The following is a 22511-nucleotide window of genomic DNA, read 5'->3' as shown; positions in this document are numbered from 1 at the left end:
GCCACTCTAGGCGGCGACCGCCTTGGTCGACGCCGTAGGCGCGGCGGCCCGGCGGAGCCTGCGGGAGGGCACGCCGAAGGTCGGGTGCGCGGCGCCCAGGGCGGCGCCCTTGAGGATGTCGTTCTTGATGCGCGCGGCCGTCCGGCCGCACAGCGCCCCGGATTTCGCCTGCGCGTTCCGGTCGACCAGTTGGAAGATCGCGTCCCTGCGGCCGAGGCTGATGTGGTTGCCCACGTAGGAGAGCGCGGGGATCTCGATCTTGCGGCCGGTGAGCTCGTGGATGATCGCGGAGGCGGCCCGTTTGGTGGTGGGGCCCGCCGAGGCGCAGGACATCGGCAGCGGCCTGCCGTTCTCGCCGATGGTGAACACGGCGTCGCCGGCGGCGTAGACCTCCGGGTGGGAGACCGACCGCATGTGCGCGTCGACGGTGATCTGCCCGTTCGCCTGCACGGCGAGGCCGCTGGCGGCGGCGATCGGGTGGACGGCGAAGCCCGCGGTCCACACGGTCGCGTCGGCGGCGAGGAACTCGCCTCCTGCGGTGAATGCGCCGTCCGCCGCCACGCGGCCGATCGCAGTGCGCTCGTGGACCTCGATGCCGAACCGGTCGAAGGCCCGCATGAGGTGGGCGCGGGCCTTCGGGCCGAGCCAGCCGCCGAGCTCGCCGCGGGTGGCGAGGACGACTTTGAGCTCGGGGTGGGATTCGGCGAGCTCGGTGGCGGTCTCGATCGCGGTCAGGTTGCCGCCGACGACGAGGACGGTGCCGCCGTGCAGTGTTTCGAGGCGCGCCCGCAGTCGCAGGGCCGCGGGACGGGACGCGACATGGAAGGCGTGCTCGTCCACCCCGGGGAGGCCGTGGTCGGCGGCGGTGCTGCCGAGCGCGTACACGAGCGTGTCGTACTCGAGCCGTTCGCGACCGCGGTCGTCGGCGACGGTGACCGTGCGGTCGTCGGGGTCGAGCGAGTCGACGCGGGCGACGCGCAGGCGGATGCCGGTGCCCGCGAACATCTTGGCGAGCGGGCGGTGCTTGAGCGTCTGCCCGGCGGCGACCTGGTGGTTGCGCAGGCGTTCGACGAAGTCCGGTTCGGCGTTGACGACCGTGATCGCGAAGTCGTCGGCGTGGAGGTGGCGCGCGAGGTAGCCGGCGCCGAAGGCGCCGGCGTACCCCGCGCCGAGGACGGTGATGCGGTGCTGCATGGTCTCGCTCCTGTCTGGTTCGCTTGACGCCCTCTGAACGGGGCGGCCGCACGATCCATGACAGGAGCGATCGGTGTCCTGCGTCACCGCCGCGGCGGGCCGAGGCGGCGAGGTCCCGCCGGTCGGCCCATGACGGCGTCCCTCTCCACACGGTGGGGCCGGGCGGTGCGCTCCGGACCATGTCCCCACCGGTCAGGCGGGCGGGACCGGGCGGCGGTGCGCTCCTGCCCCTGCCCGCGCTGCCGGCCCTGCGACGGACGGCGCCGAGCGAAGGCGCGGCCCGACCCGCGGCGCCTAGCGGAACGCTTCGGCGTTGCGCCGCGCCCAGTCCGCGAACGTGGCCGCGGGGCGGCCGAGGACGCGCTCCACGTCAGCGCTGATCTCCAGTTCGGCGGCGTTCGGGCTGCCGATGATGTCGAGGCTGTCTTCCACGACCTTGGCGGGCCAGAACTGGAGCAGCTGCTCGTGGGCGTCGGCCCGGCTCTGCTCGACGAACCGGACGGGCTCGCCGATCGCGGCCGCGATCGCCTCGGCCTGCTGCCGGGGCGAGATGAGCGCCGGGCCGGTCAGCGTGTACGTCCGGCCGGCGTGGCCGTCCTCGGTGAGCGCGGCGGCGGCGACGTGTGCGATGTCGCGCGGGTCGATCACCGGCAGGGCCACGTCCCCGAAGGGCGCGATGACCGTGCGCTCCTTGCGCACGGGCTCGGACCACAGCATCGCGTTGGAGGCGAAGCCGCCCGGTCGCAGCACGGTCCATTCCAGACCTGAGGTCTGAGCGGCCTTTTCCAGCGCCAGGAGCGCCTCGGTGGGGCGGGTGCCGACGCGCTGCGAGGAGATGAGGACGACGCTCGTGATCCCGGCGTCCTTCGCCGCGTCGAGGATCGGCGCGACGTCGAGTTCGGGGTCGAGAGTGAGGAGGAAGAGCTTCTCGCCGCCCTCGAAGGCGGGCTTCAAGGTCTCGGTCGCGGTGAGGTCCGCCCTGCGGTGGACGACGCCGGCCCCGAACGCGGCGTCGCCGCGCGAGACGGTGACGACCTTCTCGCCTGCGGCGGTGAGGGCTTCGACGAGCGGGCGGCCGATGTTGCCGGTGGCTCCGGTGACGACGATCATGGTGGGTCCCTTTCGGTTTCAGGTGTGGAACCCAAGGTAGGGGCAGGACTTACTTTCGGGAAGGGCCTACCTCGAGGTAAGCTCCTGTCATGCCGGGAGGAAATCAGATCATCGCATGGGCCCCGCCGGACGGTCGTGAGGTCTTTCACACCAACTGCCCCGCACGGCAGGTGCTCGACCACATCACGAACCGCTGGGGGATCTGGGTCCTCCTCGGCCTGCGGCACAGGGAACTGCGCTTCTTCGAGCTGCGCGACCGCATCGAGGGGATCAGCGAGAAGATGCTCTCGCAGACCCTCCGGGCGCTGGTGGCCGACAACCTGGTGTGGCGCCGCGTCGAGCCCACCGTGCCGCCGCAGGTGACGTACGGCCTCACCGAGTTCGGTGCGGGCACCGCCGACCACCTGGGCAACATGTTCGACTGGATCCGCGGCAACGCCGCGTCCATGATGGAGGCATGTCCGAAGGACGAATCGGCGGTCTAGGACTCGGACGCCGCCTCGCCGCAGGCCCTTAGAACCTGAGCTCGGCCTTGACGATCCGGCCCGGCCGCTCGTCGGCGCGGGCCGCGACCGTGCCGTCGGGCGCCCAGACCGCCGAAGCGCCCGCGACCTCCGGGTAGTCGCTGCCCGGCCCGGCGAAGCACGCCTGCACCACCCACATGCCGTAGCCGCGGGCGAGCTGCGGCATCCGCTTGTCGCGCTTGACCAGTCCTCTGGGGGTGAAGAGCGAGCCGGCGACGTACGCGTCGATGCCGCCGCGCCCTGAGCGCTTCGCGAACTCGGCGGTGGCCGGTGCGTGCTCGAACATCATCGTGTCGCGGCAGACCGCCAGGCCCAGCCGCCAACCGTCCAGTTCCATGACGGCCGGATCGGTCGCGGCCCGGAAGCGGCGGCCCTCCTCCTCGTCGGGATGCATCTTCCGGTAGGCCACTTCGACGCCGTTCCCGTCGATGCGCAGGGTCGCGATGTATTCCGCGTCGCCCTCCTTGACCGGCGCCCCGGCCAGCGCCACCGCGCCGGTCTCGGCGCACGCCGCCACGACCTCGTCCAGTGCCGGATCGGCAAGGGCCACAGCGGGAGCGGCAAGCGCGTACGAGGTCAGCGACAGCTCGGGGAACACCACGAGCCGGGCACCGGCGGCGCGGACCGCCTCGGCGTGGGCACGCGCGTTGCGCGCGAGTTCGCCCGCCCGCAGCTCGGGCTGCGCGGCGGCGACGGACAGGGGCTCGGGGCGCTCGCTCATGCCCCGAGCGTAACCGGACCTCCCCACCGCGCGCCCGCCTCGCGGCAGTACGCTCCAGGGACCGTCACGCGCCCGCGACCAGAGAGGGACCCTCGCATGTCATACCCCGAACCGAAGTACTTCGGCGACACCGGCGAGGCCACCGCGGTCGTCCGCCGCAATGACACCCCCGCGGACATCCTCTTCGACAACGGCCACGCCGACTACCTCGCGAAGGGCGCGGCGACCGGCGGCGAGTTCGGCCTCTACCGCTGGAACATGGGCCCCAAGAAGGGCGGCCCCGGCGCGCACTACCACAAGACCATCTCGGAGTCCTTCTACATCCTCGACGGCACCGTCACCATCTACAACGGCAACGAGTGGGCCCCGATGAGCAAGGGCGACTTCGTGTACGTGCCGCAGGGCGGCCTCCACGGCTTCCGCAACGACACCGACGAACCCGCCTCGATGCTCCTGCTGTTCACCCCCGGGGCCGTGCGCGAACCCTACTTCGAAGGCCTCGCCACCATCGGCGAGATGACCGAGGAGGAGCGCGCCGCGTTCTTCATCGAGCACGACAACTACTGGGTCGAAGAGGCCTGACCGCGGCCCGACGCCGCTACCGCCCCTTCGGCTGGAGCAGCCCGCGCTCGTACCCGGCCGCCACGGCCGCGGCCCGGTCGTTGACCTCCAGCTTCGCGTACACGTGCATCAGGTGCGTCTTCACCGTCGCCTCGCTGATGAACAGCTCGGCCGCCGCCTCCCTGTTGTTGCGGCCCTTCGCGATCAACGCCAGCACCTCCAGTTCCCGCTCGCTCAGCGGACCGGTGCTCGGCGCGGGCCTGCGCACCTGGGCCATCAGGAGCGACGCGACCGAAGGCGCGAGCACGGTGCCCCCCTCGTGCGCGGTCCTGATGGCGCGCTGCAGCTCCGCGGGCGACGCGTCCTTGAGCAGGTAGCCGCTCGCGCCCGCCTCGATCGCCGGCAGCACGTCGGAATCGGTGTCGTACGTGGTCAGCACCAGCACCTTCGACGTCGCGCCGCGCGCCGCCAGCTCCCGGATCGCGGTCACGCCGTCGGTGCCGGGCATCCGCAGGTCCATGAGCACCACGTCCGGGCGCAGGGCGAGCGCCCGGTCGACCGCTTCACGGCCGTCGGCGGCCTCGCCCACCACCTCGATGTCCTCGGCCCGTTCGAACATCCCGCGCAGGCCGTCGCGCACCACCGGGTGGTCGTCGACGATGAGCACGCGCACCGGTTCAGGCCGCATCGGCCACCGCCTGCGGCACGGCCGGCACGATCGCCGAGACCACGGTTCCCGAACCCGGCTCCGACTCGACCGAGAAGCTGCCCGCCAGGCGCCCCACGCGCTGCCGCATCGCCGCGATGCCGTACCCGTTCCCCTTGGCGGCCTTGGTCTTCGTCGGCTCGAAGCCGACCCCGTCATCGCGCACGTCCAACGCCAACTGATCCTCCATATAGGAAAGCGTGATGCCGACACGACCGGCCTTGCTGTGCTTGGCGGCATTGGTGAGCGCCTCCTGCGTCACCCGCAGCAGCGTCACCTCGACCTCCGGGTGCATCGGCGTCGCGTCCCCGGTCAGGACCAGCTCCACCGGCACGTCATGCGCCTGCGACCACTTCGCGGCGACCTCCGCCAGCGCCTCGGGCAGCTGCGCGGTGTCCAGCGTCGGCGGCCCGATCGCCTGCACCGTGCGGCGCGCCTCGGCCAGGCTCTCGCGGGCCAGGTCCGCGGCGCTGGCGAGGTGCCGTCGGCGCTGCGACTCGTCGTCCGTGCCGTCCGCGGCGTGCAGCTGCGCGATGATCCCCGCCAGGCCCTGCGCCACGGTGTCGTGGATGTCGCGGGCCATGCGCTGCCGCTCGTCGAGGATGCCCGCCTCCCTTGCCTGCGTGAGCAGTTGCATGTGGAGCCCGGCGTTCTCCTGGAGCGCCGCCTCGCGGGAGAGGAGCGCCTCTTCGCGCTGGGTGCGCAGTTGCACCAGCTTCTCGTTGAGCAGGAACCCCGAGCTGATCGCGAGCGTCTGGACGATGACGACCACCATGAAGACGACGACGCCCTCAGGCTCGGGATCGGTGAAGTTGACGATGCTGGAGTTCACCACGATCGAGCTCGTGCCGATGCCGGCGACGAGCATCGGCATCGACTTGAGGTAGCCGGCGTGGAAGAACCCGGTGATCACGAAGATGAAGAACAGCATGTCCCGGGCCATGAGCGCCGCGCCGAAGGCGAGCATCACGAACAGGTGCAACCCGATCCGCGAGCCGGACGCCTCGGTCTTGGACGGTATCCGGGTGTACGCGAAGTACACGCAGACGGCCGCGGCGGCGGCGAGGCCGAGCGTCTGGAGCTGGAACCCCAGAGGCTGCCGTCCGATGAGGACGCTCAGGGTCGCGCTGAGCGCGAGGGTGGCGTACGGCATCCAGTCCAGGAGCCGGTGGTACGCGCCTTCGATCCTGGAGTGCCGTTCGGACAGCTCCTCAGGGGTTCGCTCCACCGGCTCCATGGCCTCTACTCCCACTTGAAGATTGGGGCGGCGACCGCACCGGCGGCGATCGTGGTGGCGGCCATGGCCACCAGAGGGATCACGGCGGGGGCCGTACCGGTCCAGGCGTCGAGCAGCGACTGCACGCCCGGGGGCACGAAGTCGCCGATCTTCGCGACCGCGTCCGGGAGCATGAACCGGGGGAGGTACACGCCGCCGAAGAACATCGCCGACATGAACAGGATCGTCGACAGGCCGGTCGCGGCCCTGGCGGTCGGCGCCACGGCCGCGACGAGCATACCGAGCGCGAAGACCGCGGTGATGCCGAGGAGGAACGCGATCAGGAAGCCCGCCGGGTGCTGGGGCAGCGGCACCCCGTACACGACCCTGCCGGCCGTGATGACCAGCAGCGCCGAGACGAGCGACGCCGCGATGTTGACGACCAGCTGCGCGAGCAGCAGTTTCACCGGGGCGACCGGGGTGGCCTGCATGCGCCGCAGCACCCCTTGCTCGCGGTAGGTCGCCAGGACCACGGGGAGGTTCGTCAGGCCGATGACGCCGACGGCCATCACGATCGTCGAAGGCGCGAAGTAGTCGATGAACCGCTGCCCGCCTATGTCCTCGGAGTGCTCGCGCAGCGCGGGCACCGCGCCGAGCCCGACCAGGACGACGGTGGGGAGGAGGAGCCCGACGACGAAGGTCATCGGGTCGCGCAGGAACAGGCGGGCTTCGATCTGGATGAGTTTGCCGAGAGAGGACATCAGGTGCTCCTTGCGGGGGTTCAGTTCTGGAGGGACTTGCCGGTGAGTGCCACGAACGCGTCATCGAGACTGACCTGCTCGACGCGCAGCTCCGCGGCCACGATGTGGTTGCGCGCCAAGACGGACGCGACGGCCTGCAGCAGGTTCTCGCCGCCCGTGACGACCACGTGCGAGCCGCTGCGCTCGATCCGCGCGACCTCCGGGAGGTCGAGCAGGAGCGCGTCCGGGAACTCGGCGGAAGGCCGGAACCGCACCCGCTGCTCCTCACTCACCCGCGCGGTGAGCCCCGCAGGGGTGTCGAGCGCGACGAGCTTCCCCGAGTCGACGACCGCGATCCGGTCGCACAGCCGCTCGGCCTCGTCCATGAAGTGCGTGACCAGGATGATCGTCACCCCGGAATCGCGCACCTGCTCGATGAGGTCCCACGTGTCGCGACGCGCCTGCGGGTCCAGCCCGGTGGTGAGCTCGTCCAGCACCGCCACGCGCGGACTGCCGACGAGCGCGAGCGCGATCGACAGGCGCTGCTGCTGCCCGCCGGAGAGCTTCCCGAACGGCGTCTTGCGCTTGCCGCCCAGACCGAGCTTCTCCATCAACTGGTCGGTGTCCGCCCGCTGCCGGTAGAACGAGCCGTACAAGTCCAGGGCCTCGCCCACACGGATGCGGTCGGGCAGGCGGCTCTCCTGCAACTGGATGCCGAGCACCTGCTTGAGCTCGGCGCCGTCGCGCTGGGGGTCGAGCCCCATGACCTTGACGCTGCCGCCGTCACGGGACCGCAGGCCCTCGACGCACTCGACGGTGGTGGTCTTCCCCGCGCCGTTGGGCCCGAGGATGCCGAAGATCTCGCCCTCGCCCACCTCGAACGAGATCCCGTCCACGGCACGGAAACTGCCGTAGTCCTTGACCAGGTCCTGCACTTCGATGATCGCCATTGCGGCCTCCCTGCTTCGTGTACGACAACACTCGCAAGAACGGCGCCCCCCGGCATCGACCGCGCGACTGAGCCACCGGTTGATCCCCCCGATCAACCGATCGGTTGACCGCCCGACCCGTTGGGGGAGCAGCCGAGCACCGGCACTGCAAGCCCTCCCCGAACCGCCACCGACACGCGAACCCGACGACGACTGCCGCACGCACCAGCCCGCGCGAGCTAGCATCGCTGCGGCGACCCCAACCGAAGGAGGCAGGCCCATGGCACGCACAGTGGTGATCAGCGGCGGCGGCACCGGCATCGGCTACGCAATCGCCGAACGCATGGCCGCCGACGGCGACCACATCATTCTCATCGGACGCCGCGAGAACGTCCTCGCCCAAGCCGCAGCCGCACTCGGCGACCAAACCTCCTATGTGGCCGCCGACCTCACCGAAACCCAAGGCGCCGAACACGTCGCAAGCCACATCGCCGACCGCGACGCCACCGTCGACGTCATCATCGCCAACGCCGGCGGCAACATCGCCCTCCAAGCACCCGAACCCCGCCCCGAAGGCCTCGCCGGCGTCTCCCGGCTCTGGACCGAGAACCTGCGACTCAACGTCATGACCGCCGTCCACCTCGTCGAAGGACTCAAACCCCACCTCGCCGACAACGGCCGCATCCTCCTGTTCAGCTCCATCGCCGCCTACCGCGGCAGCGGCTCAGGCAGCTACGCCGCCTCCAAAGCCGCCCTCCACCCCTACGCGATCGACCTCTCCGCGGAACTCGCCCCCAGAGGCATCACCGCCAACGTCATCGCCCCCGGATACATCCAGGACACCGAATTCTTCGGCGAAGGCATCAGCCCCCAACGCCGCACCTGGAACATCGACCTCACCCACACCAAGCACCCCGGCACCCCCGCCGACATCGCCGCACTCGCACACTGGCTCGCCGCACCCGAAGCCGGCAACGTCACAGCCCAGATCATCCAGTCCAACGGCGGCGCCGTAGTCGGCCGCTGATGACCCTCGCCTGGTTCATCGTCCGGCTCCTCGCCGTCACCGTCGGATTCGCCGCACTGCACTACTACCTCTGGTGGCGACTCTGCCGCGACACCACCCAACCCGGCTCACGATGGCGCCCAACCGGAGCCGCCATCCTCGCCGTCCTCGCACTCTTCGGACTCCTCGCCCGATTCCTCACACCCTCCGACGCACCACTGGCCGTCCAAGCCGCCGCCGGCTACCCCGGCCTCATCTGGTTCGGCCTCTTCCTCTACCTCTTCGGCCTCCTCGTCATCGGCGAAGCACTGCGGTTCATCCTCATCCGCCGAGCCCGCCGCACCATGACCGAAACCGAAATCGCCGCCGACCGCGCCGACGGCTTCTGGCACCACCTCCGATCAATCCTCATCAGACTCCGCCTTTGGCCCCGACCCGCACCCCCGCCACCCGCCACGACCACACCACCCGCAGCCGACACCAGTACCACGTCACACACCACCCCACCGACCAGCGAATCCACAACCACCGACACGGACAACACCGCACACACCACCGGCCAGTCACGACGACGCGTGATGTCACGGGCAATCGGGCTCAGCGCATCAGCGCTGGCCGTCGCCACCGTCGGCCACGGCCTGTACGAGGGCTACCGGACACCACCGCTCAAGCCGGTCACCGTCAACCTGGCCCGGCTCCCACGCCGATTCGACGGCTACCGGATCGCCGTCGTCGGCGACACCCACTTCTCCGCGATCCGCGGCCGCGGCTACTGCGAACGCGTGGTCGACCAGATCAACCGCGCCCAAGCCGACCTCATCGCGTTCGTCGGCGACCTCGCCAGCAACGAGGCCGACCAGGTCCGCGACGCCACCGACCCCCTCGCCGGACTCCAAGCACGCGACGGCACCTTCTTCGTGGCCGGCAACGCCGAGCACTACGTGGGCGCCGACGAGTGGTACGACCGCGTCGCCGAACTCGGCATACACGGACTCCCGAACACCCGCGTCGAACTGCTCGGCTTCGACCTCGCCGGCGTCAACGACCTCATCGTCGAGCAACGCCATCTCACCGACGAGACCGGCCCGGACTTCGAAGCGGCCCTAGGCGACCGCGACCCCTCACGCCCAGTGATCCTCCTCGCCCACCAGCCGAACGCGGTCGACCGCATCGCCGACTACGGTGTGGACCTCCAACTCTCCGGCCACACCCACGGCGGCCAGATGTGGCCCGTCCATTACGCCTCCCTCATCCGCAGCGGCCAACTCACCGGCCTCGAGCAACACGGAGACACGCAGGTATACGTCACCAACGGCGCAGGCACGAACGGCCCACCGATCCGGGTAGGCGCAGACGCCGACATCACCGTAATGACCCTCCGGTCCACATCAAGCTGACCGCGCATCGAGCGCACGCCCCGCCCACAAGCGACGACGAGCGCGAGCGAGACTCCCGGAGCGTCCTCGCGTCCTCGCGTCCTCGCGTCCTCGCGTCCTCGCGTCCTCGCGTCCTCGCGTCCTCGCGTCCTCGCGTCCTCGCGTCCTCGCGTCCTCGCGTCCTCGCACCCTCGCACCCTCGCACCCTCGCACCCTCGCACCCTCGCACCCTCGCACCCTCGCACCCTCGCACCCTCGCACCCTCGCACCCTCGCACCCTCGCACCCACGCACCCACGCACCCACGCACCCACGCACCCACGCACCCACGCACCCACGCACCCACGCACCCACGCACCCACGCACCCACGCACCCACGCACCCACGCACCCACGCACCCACGCACCCACGCTCACCTAGCGCACGACCGCACTCGGCCGCACACGGCCTCGCGCCCAACCTCACGTCAGACACAGCCGTGCGCGCTGGCCCGCTCCGCACCCTGCCGCCCTGAGCGCAGGCTCCTCAGCCGCACGCCGCACGCCGCACGCCGCACGCCGCACCCGCCGCGGCGGCTCGTGCTGCGCCCCGCTTCGCGGACTCCTGAGACTGTCGGTGGGGGCCGCTATGGTCAGGCGATGGACATCATCCTCATTCCCGGTTTCTGGCTCGACGCGTCCTCATGGAGCGAGATCACGCCCGCGCTCGAGAAGGCCGGGCATCGCACGCACCCGATCACGTTGCCCGGCATGGAGTCCCGCGACGCCGACCGCAGCGGCATCGGTCTGCGCGACCACATTGACGCGGTGGTCGCCGCCGTCGACGCGCTCGAGGGCCCGGTCGTGCTCGTGGGCCACTCCGGCGGCGGTGCGGTCGCGCACGCGGTCGCCGACGCCCGGCCCGACCGCATTGCGCGGATCGTCTACGTCGACTCGGCGCCACTCGGCCCCGGCGGGGTCATCAACGACGAGCTGCCGGTCGTGGACGGCGAGATCCCGCTGCCCGACTGGAACGTGTTCGAGGACGAGGACCTGGTCGACCTCGACGACGACCTGCGTGAGGCCTTCCGGGCCAGGGCGATCCCGACCCCGAAGGCGGTCGCGTTCGACAAGCAGGTGCTCGGCGACGAACGCCGCTTCGACGTGCCGATCACCCTCATCTGCTGCGAGTTCGGCAGCGCCATGGTCCTCGCGTGGATCGAGCAGGGCGTGCCGTTCGTGAAGGAGATCGCCGCGGTCAAGGACGTCTCGTACATCGACCTGCCGACCGGCCACTGGCCGCAGTTCACGAAGCCGGCCGAGCTCGCCGACGCACTCGTCTCGGCGGTCGGCCGCGCCTGACCCGGACGACGGTGATGTCGTTTCGTGGCCAGACACGAGGCGACATCGCTGCTTTCATTGTGCACATGACGAATCAGACCGCCGCCCGCTTCCGCTCCCTCCACACCACTCCGGCCCTGCGCCTGCCGAACTGCTGGGATGCAGCCAGTGCAGCGGTCATCGCCGCCGCGGGCGCCCCCGCGATCGCCACGACGAGCGCCGGGATCGCGTGGAGCCTCGGCCGGCCCGACGGCGACGCGCTCGACCGCGATGCGGCCGTGGAGGCGATCTCGCGGATCGTGCGAGTGGTGGACGTGCCGGTGACCGCCGACATCGAGTCCGGCTTCGGCGCGACGCCGAAAGAGGTCGCCGCGACACTCGCGGCGGTCGCCGAGGCGGGCGCGGTCGGCGTGAACATCGAGGACACCACGGCGGAGGCCCCCGGGTCGCTGCGCGACCTCGCGGATCAGGTGGAGCGCCTGGGCGCCGCCCGTGAGGGGGCCGGGCCGGATCTGTTCATCAACGCGCGCATCGACATGTACTTGGCCGGCATCGGCGAGGAGTCCGAGCGTCTCGACGCCACGATCGCCCGCGCGGAGGCATACGCGCAGGCGGGAGCCGACGGCATCTTCGTGCCGGGAGTGACCGACCCGACCGTGATCGCCGCGCTCGTGCAGGCGGTCCGCCTGCCGCTCAACGTGATGGCCGGGCCTGGCGCTCTCGCGCCCTCCGAACTGGAACGCCTGGGCGTGGCCCGCATCAGCCTGGGCCCGGGCCTCGCCAGTGCCGCATATGAACTCGCCCGCAGGGCCACGGTGGGCTTCCTCGAAGCGGACTCCTACGACACGATCGCGGACGGCATCGCCTACGGCACCATGAACGACCTCCTCGCCTGAGCGCGACTCGCGAAGGCCGGTCTGCGGCCCGGTCACCCGCGTCTCCACGGAGAGGCGGCTCCTGCGGGGACCGCGCGCGGGTGGCTTCCCGCGCGCGGCCTCGGTATGGCGACGTTCGCGAATCCCCTTGTGTCGCCGCCATCCCGCAGGAGCCGGATGGCTTTTTACATCAAGGCTGACACGTGTTGTAGTCAAGTGGCAACAGGAAGTTTTCTGCCTGTGGATAACTCTGTGCGCTGGGCCTTTAGGCCTTGTCAGCTCTTTGCGTCGGCTTCCGCCGCCTGCTCTTCCGGTCGCAGTGCCACGCGCGCGAAGGAGAGCAGGTGCTCGCGCATGAGTTCGGGGTTCTCGCTCGTGTCGCTGCCCATGATGAGACGTGCGAGCTGCGGCACGACGCTCGGCCAGGCCGCGAGTCCGATGAGGATGAACAGGGTCGGGGCGGGTTGGAGGCGGCCTTCGGCCGCCCCGAGCGACTGCTCGAGTGCGCTCACCTTCTCCCGGTACCGCACCTTCCGGTCCTCCTCGCCGGGCAGCGGCTCGGACCGGTAGTGCAGCGCCTCCCACAGGAGCAGCCGGAGCAGCTGCGGGTGGAGGCGGTGGAACTCGTGTACCCGGTCCACATACCCGACCAGGTCCTCGCCGGGGGTGAGCGGCACGGCCTCGGCCAGCTCGTCGAGCGCGTCGTTGATGACGGCGTCGAACAGCCCCTCCTTGCTGCCGAAGTACCCGTACACGCGCTCGCGGTTGACGCCGGAGCGCGTGGCGATGTCGGAGATGCGGGTGTGGGCCAGCCCGTGCTCGGCGAACACGTCCCGCGCGGCGCGCAGGAGCTTCTCGCGGGTCGTCAACGGCGGCGACGCATCGCTTTTGTCTTGATTGCGAAGTTGTGAATCAGACATGAACGTAACAATACTCCAACTCTGATGTTGACCAACAAATGAGTTGGTGCTTCAATGGAGTCGATGAGGCTGCAAGCACCGACCCGATTCGCCGCGCCGACCGCCGCCGACCACGGCGCTGCAACCCCTTGGGCCCCAACCGGACCCGCGGCCGTGCCGCTCGCCGCCGCGGCCGTGCTCATCGTCGGGCGGCTGTACGTCGTCCCGATCCTCGGCGAGTTCGCCTCCGCATGGGAGGCCGGCACCTCTCGAACGGCCTGGACGGTCACCGCGTTCGGCTTCGCCTGCGCCACCGGGCTTCTCGTCTTCGGAACTGACGCCGACCGCGTCGGCCGCCGCCGCGTGCTGCTCTCCGGGCTCGTCGCCGCTTCCTTCGCCACGGCGGCGGTCGCCGGCCTCGGACCCCAGCCGGCCGGCGCCGCGGCCGGCGCGCTGCTCGGCGCCGGGATGCTGACCGCCCCCGCGGCCCGCCGCATCAGGAGACGCCAGGCCTGACTCAGACGCCCAGTCCCACCCACACGTGCTCATTGCCCACCGATCACCAGCAATGTTCGACCAACCATTACGGAGTGAGCAGACCATGCGCGCGAACCCACAGCAGCACCACGACAAGCCCGACTCGTTCCGGGCGCACCGCCTCCTCGTCGTCCCGGCGATGGCGGCTATCGTCGCCGCGACCGCTTGCACCCCAGCCGAATCGAGCTCGAACAGCAGCGCGGGCTCGGGCTCTACCCAAGGCCCCGGGGACGCCGTCTGGGACGACCTCTCCTCGCCGGTCGGCATGGCCTACGACGCCGACGGCGCGCTGTACATCGCGAACTGGTCCGGCGGCACCATCGAGCGGTTCACCGCCGAAGGCGAGCGCAGCACCTTCGCGAGCGACCTCGACGGCCCCTCGGGCCTGGCGATCGACGCCGAAGGCGTGGTCTACGCCGCCTCGTACAGCGGCGATGTGGTGTGGCGCTTCAGTGACGACGGCGAACCCGAGGTCTTCGTCGAAGGCCTCGCGACCCCGGCCGGACTCTCCTTCAACGCCGCAGGCGAACTCCTCATCGCCAACCGGCAGACCGACGAGATCCTCGCCGCCGACGCGAACGGCCAGACCCGCGTCGTCGCGACCGGCCTCCAGACCCCGGTCGGCGCCGTGGAACTGGAGAACGGCGACCTCATGGTCAGCAACATCAACGGCGGCGTCTCCCTCGTCTCGGGCGGCACCGAGGCCGAGCACGTCAACACCGAACTCTCCAGCCCCGGACCCGGCATCGCCCCCGCGGGCGGCGACGCGGTCTACGTCGTGGACTACGGCGGCTCGACCGTGGACATGATCCAGCCGGACGGCACCCGCACCACCGTCGCCGACGGCTTCGACAGCCCCACCGGCATCACGGTCGCGCCGGACGGCCGACTCGCGGTGTGCGACTGGGGGACCAGCTCTCTCTACCTGATCGATCCCGTCCACTAAGGGCGGCACGCACAGGGGCGCACCGCTGCGAGTAATCGCAGCGTCAGTGCAATGTGGACATTGCTTCGCCGAGGTGTTCGCGGTGGTTCAGCGGCCTGCTTTTCGCCGCTCGTAGTAGCGGGCCACGCGGACGCGGTTGCCGCACCGCTCGGGGGAGCACCACTGGCGGCGCGGGTGCGCGGGCACGAACAGCATCACGCAGTCCTCGGCGCCGCACCGCCGCAGCTTCGCCACGGCAGGATCGGTGAGCAGGTCGACCGCGGCCTGAGCGAGCTCGGCGGCGAGCCGCTCGGCCGCGGCGCCCTCGCGCCGCACCGTGGCGGCCACCCCCGCGCCGTCCCAAGTGAGCCGGGTGCTGCTCGGGGCGGCGTTCACCGCGGCCGCGAGGCCCCGCAAGGCGGGCTCCGGTGGCCGCCGCCCTTCGGCCAGCGCGCCGAACGCGGCGGCTGCGTGCCCGCGCACCGACCGGACGGCGTCGAGCGCGGCGCGGTCGGCGGCCGTGTCGAATCCGGGCAGTCGCTCCGCCTCGAGGGCGAGCCATGCGCCCAGTGCTGCCGGGTCCTGGAGCAGGTCGCCTTCCGCGGTCAGGGTGTTCACCAGATCGATCGCCAAGGGCTCGCCGACCAGCGGTGTCATCGCATTCATGGCCCTAATGCTACATCGGCCGATCTATGCGTTAGCATTACCCATCGAAACCTAATGCATCATCAACTCGAGAAAGCATGTGAACCATGAACCGCCTCCCCTTGGTCCGCCATACCAGCGTCGACATCGACGGCGTCGAGGTCCACTACCGCGAATCCGTGCCCGACCGCGCCGACGCCCCCGTCCTGCTCCTCCTGCACGGCTTCCCCACCGCCTCGCACCAGTTCGCCCGCCTCATCGACGCCCTCGGCGCCGACCACCGGCTCATCGCCCCCGACTACCCCGGCTTCGGCCAGACCACCGCCCCCGCCGACTTCACCTACACCTTCGACCGCCTCGCCGACGTCGTCGAAGGCTTCGTCGACCGCCTCGGCCTGCAGCGCTTCGCGATGTACCTCTTCGACTTCGGCGCGCCCGTGGGCCTGCGCCTCGCCGAGCGCCGGCCCGAGCTCGTCACCGGCCTCGTCGTCCAGAACGGCAACGCCTACACCGACGGCCTCTCCGACGCCGCCCGCGGCTTCATCGCGCTCGCCCCCGAGCAGACCGGCGCCGAAGGCCAGATCCGCGACCTGCTCACGCTCGAAGGCACCCGGTTCCAGTACGAGACGGGCACGCGGCGGCCCGAGCGCCTCTCGCCGGACAACTGGACGCTCGACCAGCACTACCTCGACCTGCCCGGTCGCAAGGAGGCCCAGGTCGCACTGGCCTTCGACTACAAGTCGAATGTGGAGCGGTACGACGGCTGGCAGGCGTGGCTGCGCAAGCACACGCCGCCGGCCCTCATCGTCTGGGGGACCGGCGACCCGTTCTTCACCGAGGCGGGCGCCCGCGCCTACCTCCGGGACCTGCCGGAGGCCGAACTCCACCTCTTCGACGCCGGGCACTTCGCCCTGGAGACGCACCTGGGGGAGATCGCCCCGCTCATCGCGGACTTCCTTGAGCGGCAGCGGTAAGGCGCGACGGCGGTTCAGGCCTGGGGCGCTTCCCGGATCAGGCAGGTGAGCCGCCCGGTGCAGACGCGGCGGCCCGCTTCGTCGCTGACGACGATCTCGTAGGTCGCGGTGGACCGTCCGAGATGGATCGGGGTCGCGACCGCGGTGACGGTGCCCGAGCGGACCGCCCGGTGGTGGGTCACGTTGAGGTCCACGCCGACCGCGATCTTCTCGGGGCCGCCGTGGAGCATCGCGCCGACCGATCCGAGCGTCTCGGCCAGGACCGCCGAGGCGCCGCCGTGCAGGAGCCCGTACGGCTGGCGGTTCCCCTCGACCGCCATCCGCGCGACCACCCGCTCCGGGGCGGCCTCGAGGACGTCGATCCCCATGCGGTCGCCCAGTTCGCCGGCGGAGAACAGCTTGTCGAGGTCCATGCCCGCACCGGCGAACCGGTCGCGGACCTCGGCGGGAAACTCGGTCATCTCAGGCGGCTCCGTTCATGTCCTGCGCGTCGATGCGCACATGGTGGGCCCAGTCTAGGTCGCCGGACCGCCCTCAGCGGAAGACGTCCAGGACCATCGCGATGAGCGCTTCGACGTCGTCCTCGGCCATCGGCTCACCCGAGATCCCCATGCGGTGGAGCAGTGTGCCCATGATGACGTCGATGGCGAACCGGACGCGCTGCTCGGACTCGCCGAGGGCGTCCTGCAGGACCCGCAGGTAGGGCGCCTGCAACTGCGTCGACAGGATCTCGCGCAGGTCCGGGTCGCTCACGGCGTCCGTGAAGACGCCCGCGAACGCCGCGCCGACGCCGGGCTCGGCGATCTTTGCCGCGCCCCAGCGGACCGCGGTGGTCAGCAGCTCCTCCCGGTCCTCGCTCACGATCGGCGCGGGGCCGAACACGTCCACGAGGCAGGCGGTGATCAGCGCGCCCTTAGAGGGCCATCGCCGGTACAGCGTCGTCTTCGCGACGCCCGCCGCGACCGCGATCCGGTCCATCGTCGCGCCCGCGTAACCGCACTCGTGCACCGAGCGCAAGGTCGCGGCGAACACGTCGGCGTTGAGGTCCGAGCGCGGACGCCCGGCGCCCGGGGAAGTGGATGCCTGCACGGGATCAGGCTATCCTGGCAATTACGCTACCGAAGGTAGCGTAATTGAACCGGGAGGACCCCATGACCACCAAAGCCCCGCTCGGCGCGCGACTGCTCCTCAAGGACCGACCCGATTGGGACGCACTCACCGAAGACCAGGTCATCGTCGGCCGCGCAAAGCTTGTCCGGCTCGTCCGCTCACCGGTCATGCGCCTCATCGCCGGGCTGCCCGACCGCCGCGCCGGCATCGAAGAGCACACCCTCGACCTCCCCGGCAGGGACCTCACGCTGCGGGTCCACCGCCCCAAGGGACGCCACGACCGACTGCCGCTCGTGCTCTCCTTCCACGGCGGCGGCTTCATCACCGGCACCGCCGCCCAGAACGACTGGCTCAACAGCCGTCTCGCGGCACGACTGCCCGCAGTGGTCGTCGCCGTCGAATACCGCCTCGCCCCCGAGCACCCGCTCCCCGCGCCCGTCGAGGACGCCTGCGAGACGCTCGACCGGCTCGCCGACGACCCCTTCGACTGGGGCCTCGACCCCCACCGGATCGCCGTCCTCGGCGAAAGCGCCGGAGGCGCCCTCGCCGCGCTGCTCGCACTCCGCTCTCGCGAGACCGGCCCGGCCATCAGCGCCCAAGTCCTCGTTTACCCCGCCCTCGACTGGACCGCCACCATGACCGACCACCCCTCGGTCGCCCGCAACATCGGGCAGCCCGGCCTCTCGGCCGCCGAACTGGGCCTCGCCCGCAGGATCGCCCTGCCGCCGGACTTCGACCCGGACCTGGTGTCCCCCTTGAAAAGCGCGGACCTCACCGGCCTCCCGCCCGCGCTGGCCGTCGCCGGGGAGCTCGATCCGGTCTACGACCACGGCCGCGCGTACGTCGAACGCCTCCGCGCCGCCGGCAACGACGCCCGCTTCACCGGGTACCCGAACGCGGTCCACAAGTTCATCAGCATCCCCAGCGCCGTGCCCGCCGCACGGCCCGCGCGCCGCGAGATCCTCGACTTCCTGCGCGCCCGTCTGCGGGCGACCGCCCCGGCGCGGTAGTGACCGACGGGGCTGCGGGCGCCCAAGCGCCCGCAGCCCCGCTGGGGTGGGCGGGTCAGGCCGGTGTGCACGTCACGGCGGGGGTGGCCGCCGTTCCCGTGCCGATGAAGCCCCAGGTGGAGGTGCGGGTCTGGCCCGCTGCGACCGCGCCGTTCCAGCCCACGTCCTCGGCCGTCACGGACGAGCCCGCGGAGGTCACGCCCGCGTTCCAGGAGCTGGAGATGGTCTGGCCGCCCGGCCAGGTCCAGGTGAGCTTCCAGCCGCTGATCGCGGCACTGCCCGCAGTCACGTCCACATTGGCCTGCCAGCCCGTGTACCAGTTGCTGACCACCCTGATCGCCGCCGAGCACCCGCCCGGGGGGCCGCCCGTGGGGGTGGTGACCGGGTCGCTCGGACTGGTGTCCGGCGTGGACGGGTCCACCGGCCTGTCGAGCCCGAAGAACGCGAGCGCCTTGGCCGCCATGCCGTTCGCCATCAGGTTGTGGCCGACCCCCTGGAGGCTGATCGCCTCCACGGGCGCCTGGGTCCCGGTGCCGCCGTAGCGGGTCCGGTTCCAGTTCGCCTGCGGCGTGTCCGAGAGCTCGGGCGCCTGGTCGGTGCCGTGGACGTTCGTCCACTGATCGATCTGCTCCTGGAAGTTCTGGTAGAACAGCACGTCGTCATTGGTGCCGTGCCAGATCTGCATGCGCGGCCACGGCCCGGCGTAGCCCGGGTTGGTGGTCCGCACCTCGTCGCCCCATTGCTGCGGGGTGCGGTTGAGCCGGCCCTGCGAGCACTCCGAGTTCCACTCGGAGTCGCTGCCGGTCCTGAAGCAGGTGTAGGGGACGCCGGAGAACGCCGCGCCCGCCTCGAAGACCTCGGGGTAGACGCCGAGCATCACGTTGGTCATCATCGCGCCCGAGGAGATGCCCGTCGAGAAGATCCGGTCGGTGTCCACATTGTGCTCGGCGATCGTCCAGTCCATCATGGACTTGATGCCGACGGAGTCGGAGCCGGTGCCGCTCAAGGAGGCCGCGGAGGCGACGTCCCAGCACTTGCTCGAACGCGTCACCGAGGGGTAGACGACGATGAACCCGTACTGGTCGGCCAGGCGCGCCCACTCGGTGCCGTTGTAGAAGTCGTTCGCCGAACCGGTGCACCAGTGGATGCCGAGGACCATGGCCGGCTCGGGGGCCACGTTGTCCGGCACGTAGAGGTACATCTCGAGGTTGCTCGGGTTGCTCCCGAAGTTCGCGACTCGAGTGAGCGACGCGGCGTTCGCGGGCTGGGGGATCATGACCGCGACGAGCGCGGCCGCGGCGACGAGCACCGCGGCCGCCGCGGCCGTCAGTCCTCTGCGCACGCGGGGGCGGGTGAAGGCTGGCATGGGGTCCTCTCTTGACGCTGCCGGCGGCGTCGTGACGGCCCGGGGAACGAGGCCGCGAAGCCGAGAAACGATGGGGATCGCCGTGAGGTCCACACACTATATATCTATGATCTTCGATATGCAAGCGCTCCCAGAGCGGTCCGGCCCCAGGTCGGTCAGGCCCGGTCGCCCGCAGCCGCCGCGATGCCGAGGCCGATGAGGGCCGTGCCGCCGGTGCGGCTGAGGATCAGCTTCGGGCGCGGGCGGCGCAGGACGTCCCGCGCGGCCGCGGCCACCAGTCCCCACACCGTGTCGCAGGCCGCCGCGAGCGCCGCGAACGTCGCGCCGAGCAGCAGCATCTGCGCCGTCGCCGGACCGCCCTCGGCATTGACGAACTGCGGGAGGATCGCCAGGAAGAACAGGATCGTCTTCGGGTTCAGCATCCCCACCATGAACCCCTCCGCCATGGTCGCCAGCGCCCGCTTCGGACTCCCCGCCTCGTCCTCGGGCCCCGCCATCAGCCCCTTGCGGTCCCGGAGCGCCTTGACGCCCAGGAACACCAGATACGCCGCCCCTGCGTACTTCACGATCGCGAACGCCAGCGCCGACTCCTGGATGAGCGCCCCCAGTCCGACCGCCGCGAGCGTCGCGGCGGCGAACGTGCCTATCGCGTTGCCCCAGGCGGTGAGCACCGCCTGCGTACGGCCGTAGGCGAGGGCCCGGCTGACGGTGAACATGACCGAGGGGCCGGGGATGAGGATCAGAATGAGCGAGGCGACGACGAACGCGAGGTACTGCGCGGTGCTTGGCATGCCTCGATCAAAGCACCCGGGCCATGCGGCGGCAACCCATTACGCGGCCGTGCCGCCGATGCTACGAATGCCATGTCACGCATGACATGTGATGTGCCACTGTGCCGCCGTTGGTCACGTTCCGGCGCCAGTGCCCGCTTGATTTCCGCCAGGTGACGTGGCGCATAATGCTCATGACCTCCCACCCTTTATCCACACAGGAGTGTTCATGGACCAACCGCCCCGAGCAGGCGGCCCGCCCCCGTCGTCGCGCTCCGCCCCCGCCCGCATCGCGCCCCAGTACCTGCCCGCGCCGCGACCCGACCGCACCACCGCCCCGCGACCCGGCTCCACCGGCGCCCGGCCCCGGCCCGAAGCCCGCCCGGCCCCCGCCCCCGAGCGGACCGGCCCGACGCAGGCCGACCTCGACCGGTCCTACGCGACACTGCTCCAGTCCCAGACCGACGTCGCCCGCGTCGTCCTCGGCTTCCTCCTCCTCGCAGTGCCCCTGGTCGCCCTCGTCAGCGCCTACCTGCTGCCCACGATCCGCACCATCCAGCTCAGCCGCATCGAAGGCCTCAGCGTCTTCGGCTCCGCCGAGACCACCGGCCCCGCCAACTACGACGAGGTGTTCGCCGAAGGCGCCTTCACCGCAGGCCTGGCAGGACTCGCCGGGCCCGTCGGCGCCATGGTCCTCACCGGAGCGGTCCTCGCCCCGCTCGCCGCCTGGCTCCTCCACCGGGCCGGCCGCCGCCTGCGCACCACCGCCACCGTCGTGTGGGCCCTCGCCGCGATCACCTTCGCCCCGGCCGCCCTCACCGTCGCCCGCCTCATCGACCGCGCCGTCTCCGGCAGCGACCGCGAAGCGAGCCTGTACGACTGGCCCGGCCTCATCGCCGGTGTCGTGCTCGGCCTCGGCGTCCTCGCCGGACTCGCCGCTATGCGCGGCAGCGAGACCGGACGCAGGTCCGCGCTCGCCGTCACGGCCTGCCTCGCCGCGCTCGCCATCACCGCGGCGGGCCTGCAGACCTTCGCCTACAGCGTCGTCACCGGCCTGCCGGAAGGCGCCGAGACCCCCGTCGCCCAGATCTTCAGGGGCCTCTACTCAGGGATCTCCCCGGGCCTGTCCAGCGCGAAGTCGGTGCTGCTCATGGCGATCCTCGCGGCCCTCGGCACCGGCGCCGCGCTCGTCTTCACCGCCGCCCGGACCAGGATCGACGTGACCCCCGACCCGGTCGACCCGACACCGACCCGGCCCAGGGCGGTCATCGGCGTCGTCGCGCTCGTGCTCCTGCTCGCGGCCGTCGGCGCCCTCCTCCTGCCCTGGCTCGCCCGCATCGGCGAGGACACCCGCGAAGGCGCCGACCTGTGGCTGGCGATCCGCCGCACGTGGGGCCCGCCGCTCATCACCACCGCCGTCGCACTGCCCGTGGCGGCCATCGGCGGGTACGCCGTGGGGGCGCTGCGCCCCTTGGGGAGCGCCTCGCGCTGGCTGCTGCTGCCGTTCGCGCCGTGGCTGTTCATCGGGTCCGGGCCGCTGGGGGCCGCGAACCTCGAGGCCGTTGCGGGCGAAGGCGAGTACATGGTCATCGGGTCGTTCCCGGCCCGCGCCTGGATCGCGGTGCCGCTGCTGTTCGTGTTCACGGCCCTGTTCTGGGGGCTGGAGGACCAGCGCCGCGCGGCCCTCATCGACGGCGCCGAGCCCGGTGCGGCGCGCGTGGCGTTCCTCAAGGCGGCCTGGCCGATGACCGGGCTCATGGGCCTGGCGCTGCTCCTGGTCAACGGCCAGGACCTGTTCTGGCAGCAGCTGACCTTTCAGGACATGCTGTCCTCGGGTCCGATGATCTCGGCCCTGGAGAACCTCGAGTTCGAGCAGTCCGGTGTGGCCCTGGGGTTCCCGATCCCGCTCCTGATCGCCGCCGCGCTCGCCGCGGCGGCCGCCGCGGTCTGGTACCTGCCGCGCGTGCGGATCAGCGTCGGCGAGGACTGAACGCAGTGG

General features: G+C 71.2%; 24 protein-coding genes. 11 read left to right on the top strand and 13 right to left on the bottom strand.

Annotation, left to right across the window (positions count from 1 at the left end; translation table 11 throughout):
- Nucleotides 1–6 precede the first annotated feature (6 nt).
- A complete protein-coding gene (locus tag QWI33_RS07565; RefSeq protein ID WP_289956464.1) occupies nt 7–1194 on the bottom strand; it encodes an NAD(P)/FAD-dependent oxidoreductase in 1188 nt (395 codons plus the stop codon).
- 294 nt (nt 1195–1488) lie between these two features.
- A complete protein-coding gene (locus tag QWI33_RS07560; RefSeq protein WP_289956463.1) occupies nt 1489–2304 on the bottom strand; it encodes an SDR family oxidoreductase in 816 nt (271 codons plus the stop codon).
- A gap of 89 nt (nt 2305–2393) precedes the next feature.
- Here QWI33_RS07560 and QWI33_RS07555 point away from each other — a divergent pair, with 89 nt between their 5' ends.
- Complete coding sequence (locus QWI33_RS07555; RefSeq protein ID WP_289956462.1) at nt 2394–2789, top strand: winged helix-turn-helix transcriptional regulator; 396 nt, start codon at nt 2394–2396, stop codon at nt 2787–2789.
- Between the two features lie 28 nt (nt 2790–2817).
- Here QWI33_RS07555 and QWI33_RS07550 read toward each other — a convergent pair whose 3' ends face one another.
- Nucleotides 2818–3549 carry a carbon-nitrogen hydrolase family protein gene (locus QWI33_RS07550; protein ID WP_289956461.1) on the bottom strand — a complete coding sequence of 244 codons (732 nt, stop codon included), beginning with the start codon at nt 3547–3549 and terminating at the stop codon, nt 2818–2820.
- A 96-nt stretch (nt 3550–3645) separates the two neighbouring features.
- On the opposite strand from QWI33_RS07550, the gene QWI33_RS07545 reads away from it, so the two are divergent.
- The gene (locus tag QWI33_RS07545; protein ID WP_289956460.1) at nt 3646–4131 is read left to right on the top strand and encodes a cupin domain-containing protein; all 486 of its coding nucleotides are present in this window, start codon (nt 3646–3648) and stop codon (nt 4129–4131) included.
- 16 nt (nt 4132–4147) lie between these two features.
- Here the strand turns inward: QWI33_RS07545 and QWI33_RS07540 are convergent, their stop codons facing one another.
- From QWI33_RS07540 to QWI33_RS07525, 4 genes are read right to left on the bottom strand one after another with little or no spacing between them, the layout of a single operon-like run.
- The gene (locus QWI33_RS07540) at nt 4148–4798 is read right to left on the bottom strand and encodes a response regulator (protein WP_289956459.1); all 651 of its coding nucleotides are present in this window, start codon (nt 4796–4798) and stop codon (nt 4148–4150) included.
- The gene (locus QWI33_RS07535) at nt 4788–6044 is read right to left on the bottom strand and encodes a sensor histidine kinase (protein ID WP_289956458.1); all 1257 of its coding nucleotides are present in this window, start codon (nt 6042–6044) and stop codon (nt 4788–4790) included. Before QWI33_RS07535 ends, QWI33_RS07540 begins: the two co-directional genes overlap by 11 nt.
- A gap of 14 nt (nt 6045–6058) precedes the next feature.
- On the bottom strand, nt 6059–6793 hold the full coding sequence (locus tag QWI33_RS07530) for an ABC transporter permease (RefSeq protein WP_289956457.1): 735 nt from the start codon (nt 6791–6793) through the stop codon (nt 6059–6061).
- A 20-nt stretch (nt 6794–6813) separates the two neighbouring features.
- On the bottom strand, nt 6814–7722 hold the full coding sequence (locus QWI33_RS07525; protein ID WP_289956456.1) for an ABC transporter ATP-binding protein: 909 nt from the start codon (nt 7720–7722) through the stop codon (nt 6814–6816).
- A 259-nt stretch (nt 7723–7981) separates the two neighbouring features.
- On the opposite strand from QWI33_RS07525, the gene QWI33_RS07520 reads away from it, so the two are divergent.
- The 4 genes from QWI33_RS07520 to QWI33_RS07505 all read left to right on the top strand — a co-directional run bounded on the left by QWI33_RS07520 (nt 7982) and on the right by QWI33_RS07505 (nt 12297).
- Nucleotides 7982–8728, top strand: coding sequence for an SDR family NAD(P)-dependent oxidoreductase (locus tag QWI33_RS07520; RefSeq protein ID WP_289956455.1), 747 nt, complete (start codon nt 7982–7984; stop codon nt 8726–8728).
- Nucleotides 8728–10104: a metallophosphoesterase gene (locus QWI33_RS07515; RefSeq protein WP_289956454.1), complete on the top strand. Its 1377-nt coding sequence runs from the start codon at nt 8728–8730 to the stop codon at nt 10102–10104. The genes QWI33_RS07520 and QWI33_RS07515 overlap by 1 nt, the downstream gene beginning before the upstream one ends.
- A gap of 616 nt (nt 10105–10720) precedes the next feature.
- On the top strand, nt 10721–11422 hold the full coding sequence (locus tag QWI33_RS07510) for an alpha/beta fold hydrolase (protein ID WP_289956453.1): 702 nt from the start codon (nt 10721–10723) through the stop codon (nt 11420–11422).
- Nucleotides 11423–11487: 65 nt separating this feature from the next.
- Nucleotides 11488–12297 (top strand): isocitrate lyase/PEP mutase family protein, encoded by an 810-nt coding sequence (locus QWI33_RS07505; RefSeq protein WP_289956452.1) that lies wholly within the window; start codon nt 11488–11490, stop codon nt 12295–12297.
- Between the two features lie 254 nt (nt 12298–12551).
- Here the strand turns inward: QWI33_RS07505 and QWI33_RS07500 are convergent, their stop codons facing one another.
- The gene (locus tag QWI33_RS07500) at nt 12552–13196 is read right to left on the bottom strand and encodes a TetR/AcrR family transcriptional regulator (protein ID WP_289956451.1); all 645 of its coding nucleotides are present in this window, start codon (nt 13194–13196) and stop codon (nt 12552–12554) included.
- A 63-nt stretch (nt 13197–13259) separates the two neighbouring features.
- Between QWI33_RS07500 and QWI33_RS07495 the strand changes: the two genes are divergently transcribed.
- Both QWI33_RS07495 and QWI33_RS07490 read left to right on the top strand, forming a co-directional pair.
- The gene (locus QWI33_RS07495; protein ID WP_289956450.1) at nt 13260–13691 is read left to right on the top strand and encodes a hypothetical protein; all 432 of its coding nucleotides are present in this window, start codon (nt 13260–13262) and stop codon (nt 13689–13691) included.
- A gap of 85 nt (nt 13692–13776) precedes the next feature.
- Complete coding sequence (locus QWI33_RS07490) at nt 13777–14658, top strand: NHL repeat-containing protein (RefSeq protein ID WP_289956449.1); 882 nt, start codon at nt 13777–13779, stop codon at nt 14656–14658.
- Nucleotides 14659–14745: 87 nt separating this feature from the next.
- Here QWI33_RS07490 and QWI33_RS07485 read toward each other — a convergent pair whose 3' ends face one another.
- Nucleotides 14746–15303 carry a CGNR zinc finger domain-containing protein gene (locus tag QWI33_RS07485; RefSeq protein WP_289956448.1) on the bottom strand — a complete coding sequence of 186 codons (558 nt, stop codon included), beginning with the start codon at nt 15301–15303 and terminating at the stop codon, nt 14746–14748.
- Between the two features lie 86 nt (nt 15304–15389).
- Between QWI33_RS07485 and QWI33_RS07480 the strand changes: the two genes are divergently transcribed.
- Entirely contained in the window at nt 15390–16256 is an 867-nt protein-coding gene (locus QWI33_RS07480; protein WP_289956447.1) for an alpha/beta fold hydrolase, read from the top strand.
- Between the two features lie 14 nt (nt 16257–16270).
- On the opposite strand, the gene QWI33_RS07475 is transcribed toward QWI33_RS07480, so the two are convergent.
- Nucleotides 16271–16717 carry a PaaI family thioesterase gene (locus QWI33_RS07475; protein ID WP_289956445.1) on the bottom strand — a complete coding sequence of 149 codons (447 nt, stop codon included), beginning with the start codon at nt 16715–16717 and terminating at the stop codon, nt 16271–16273.
- A gap of 73 nt (nt 16718–16790) precedes the next feature.
- Nucleotides 16791–17345, bottom strand: coding sequence for a TetR/AcrR family transcriptional regulator (locus QWI33_RS07470; RefSeq protein ID WP_289956444.1), 555 nt, complete (start codon nt 17343–17345; stop codon nt 16791–16793).
- Nucleotides 17346–17407: 62 nt separating this feature from the next.
- Between QWI33_RS07470 and QWI33_RS07465 the strand changes: the two genes are divergently transcribed.
- Nucleotides 17408–18376 (top strand): alpha/beta hydrolase, encoded by a 969-nt coding sequence (locus QWI33_RS07465; RefSeq protein ID WP_289956442.1) that lies wholly within the window; start codon nt 17408–17410, stop codon nt 18374–18376.
- Nucleotides 18377–18431: 55 nt separating this feature from the next.
- Here QWI33_RS07465 and QWI33_RS07460 read toward each other — a convergent pair whose 3' ends face one another.
- Entirely contained in the window at nt 18432–19742 is a 1311-nt protein-coding gene (locus QWI33_RS07460; protein ID WP_289956440.1) for an extracellular catalytic domain type 1 short-chain-length polyhydroxyalkanoate depolymerase, read from the bottom strand.
- Between the two features lie 155 nt (nt 19743–19897).
- Nucleotides 19898–20533: a LysE family translocator gene (locus QWI33_RS07455; RefSeq protein WP_289956438.1), complete on the bottom strand. Its 636-nt coding sequence runs from the start codon at nt 20531–20533 to the stop codon at nt 19898–19900.
- A gap of 208 nt (nt 20534–20741) precedes the next feature.
- Here QWI33_RS07455 and QWI33_RS07450 point away from each other — a divergent pair, with 208 nt between their 5' ends.
- Entirely contained in the window at nt 20742–22502 is a 1761-nt protein-coding gene (locus QWI33_RS07450; protein ID WP_289956435.1) for a hypothetical protein, read from the top strand.
- The last annotated feature ends 9 nt before the right edge of the window (nt 22503–22511 follow it).

The sequence above is a fragment of the Glycomyces tritici genome (genome assembly GCF_030403505.1).
The sequence above is the reverse complement of the archived record's forward strand: the minus strand, read 5'-3'. Positions and strand labels throughout refer to the sequence as shown.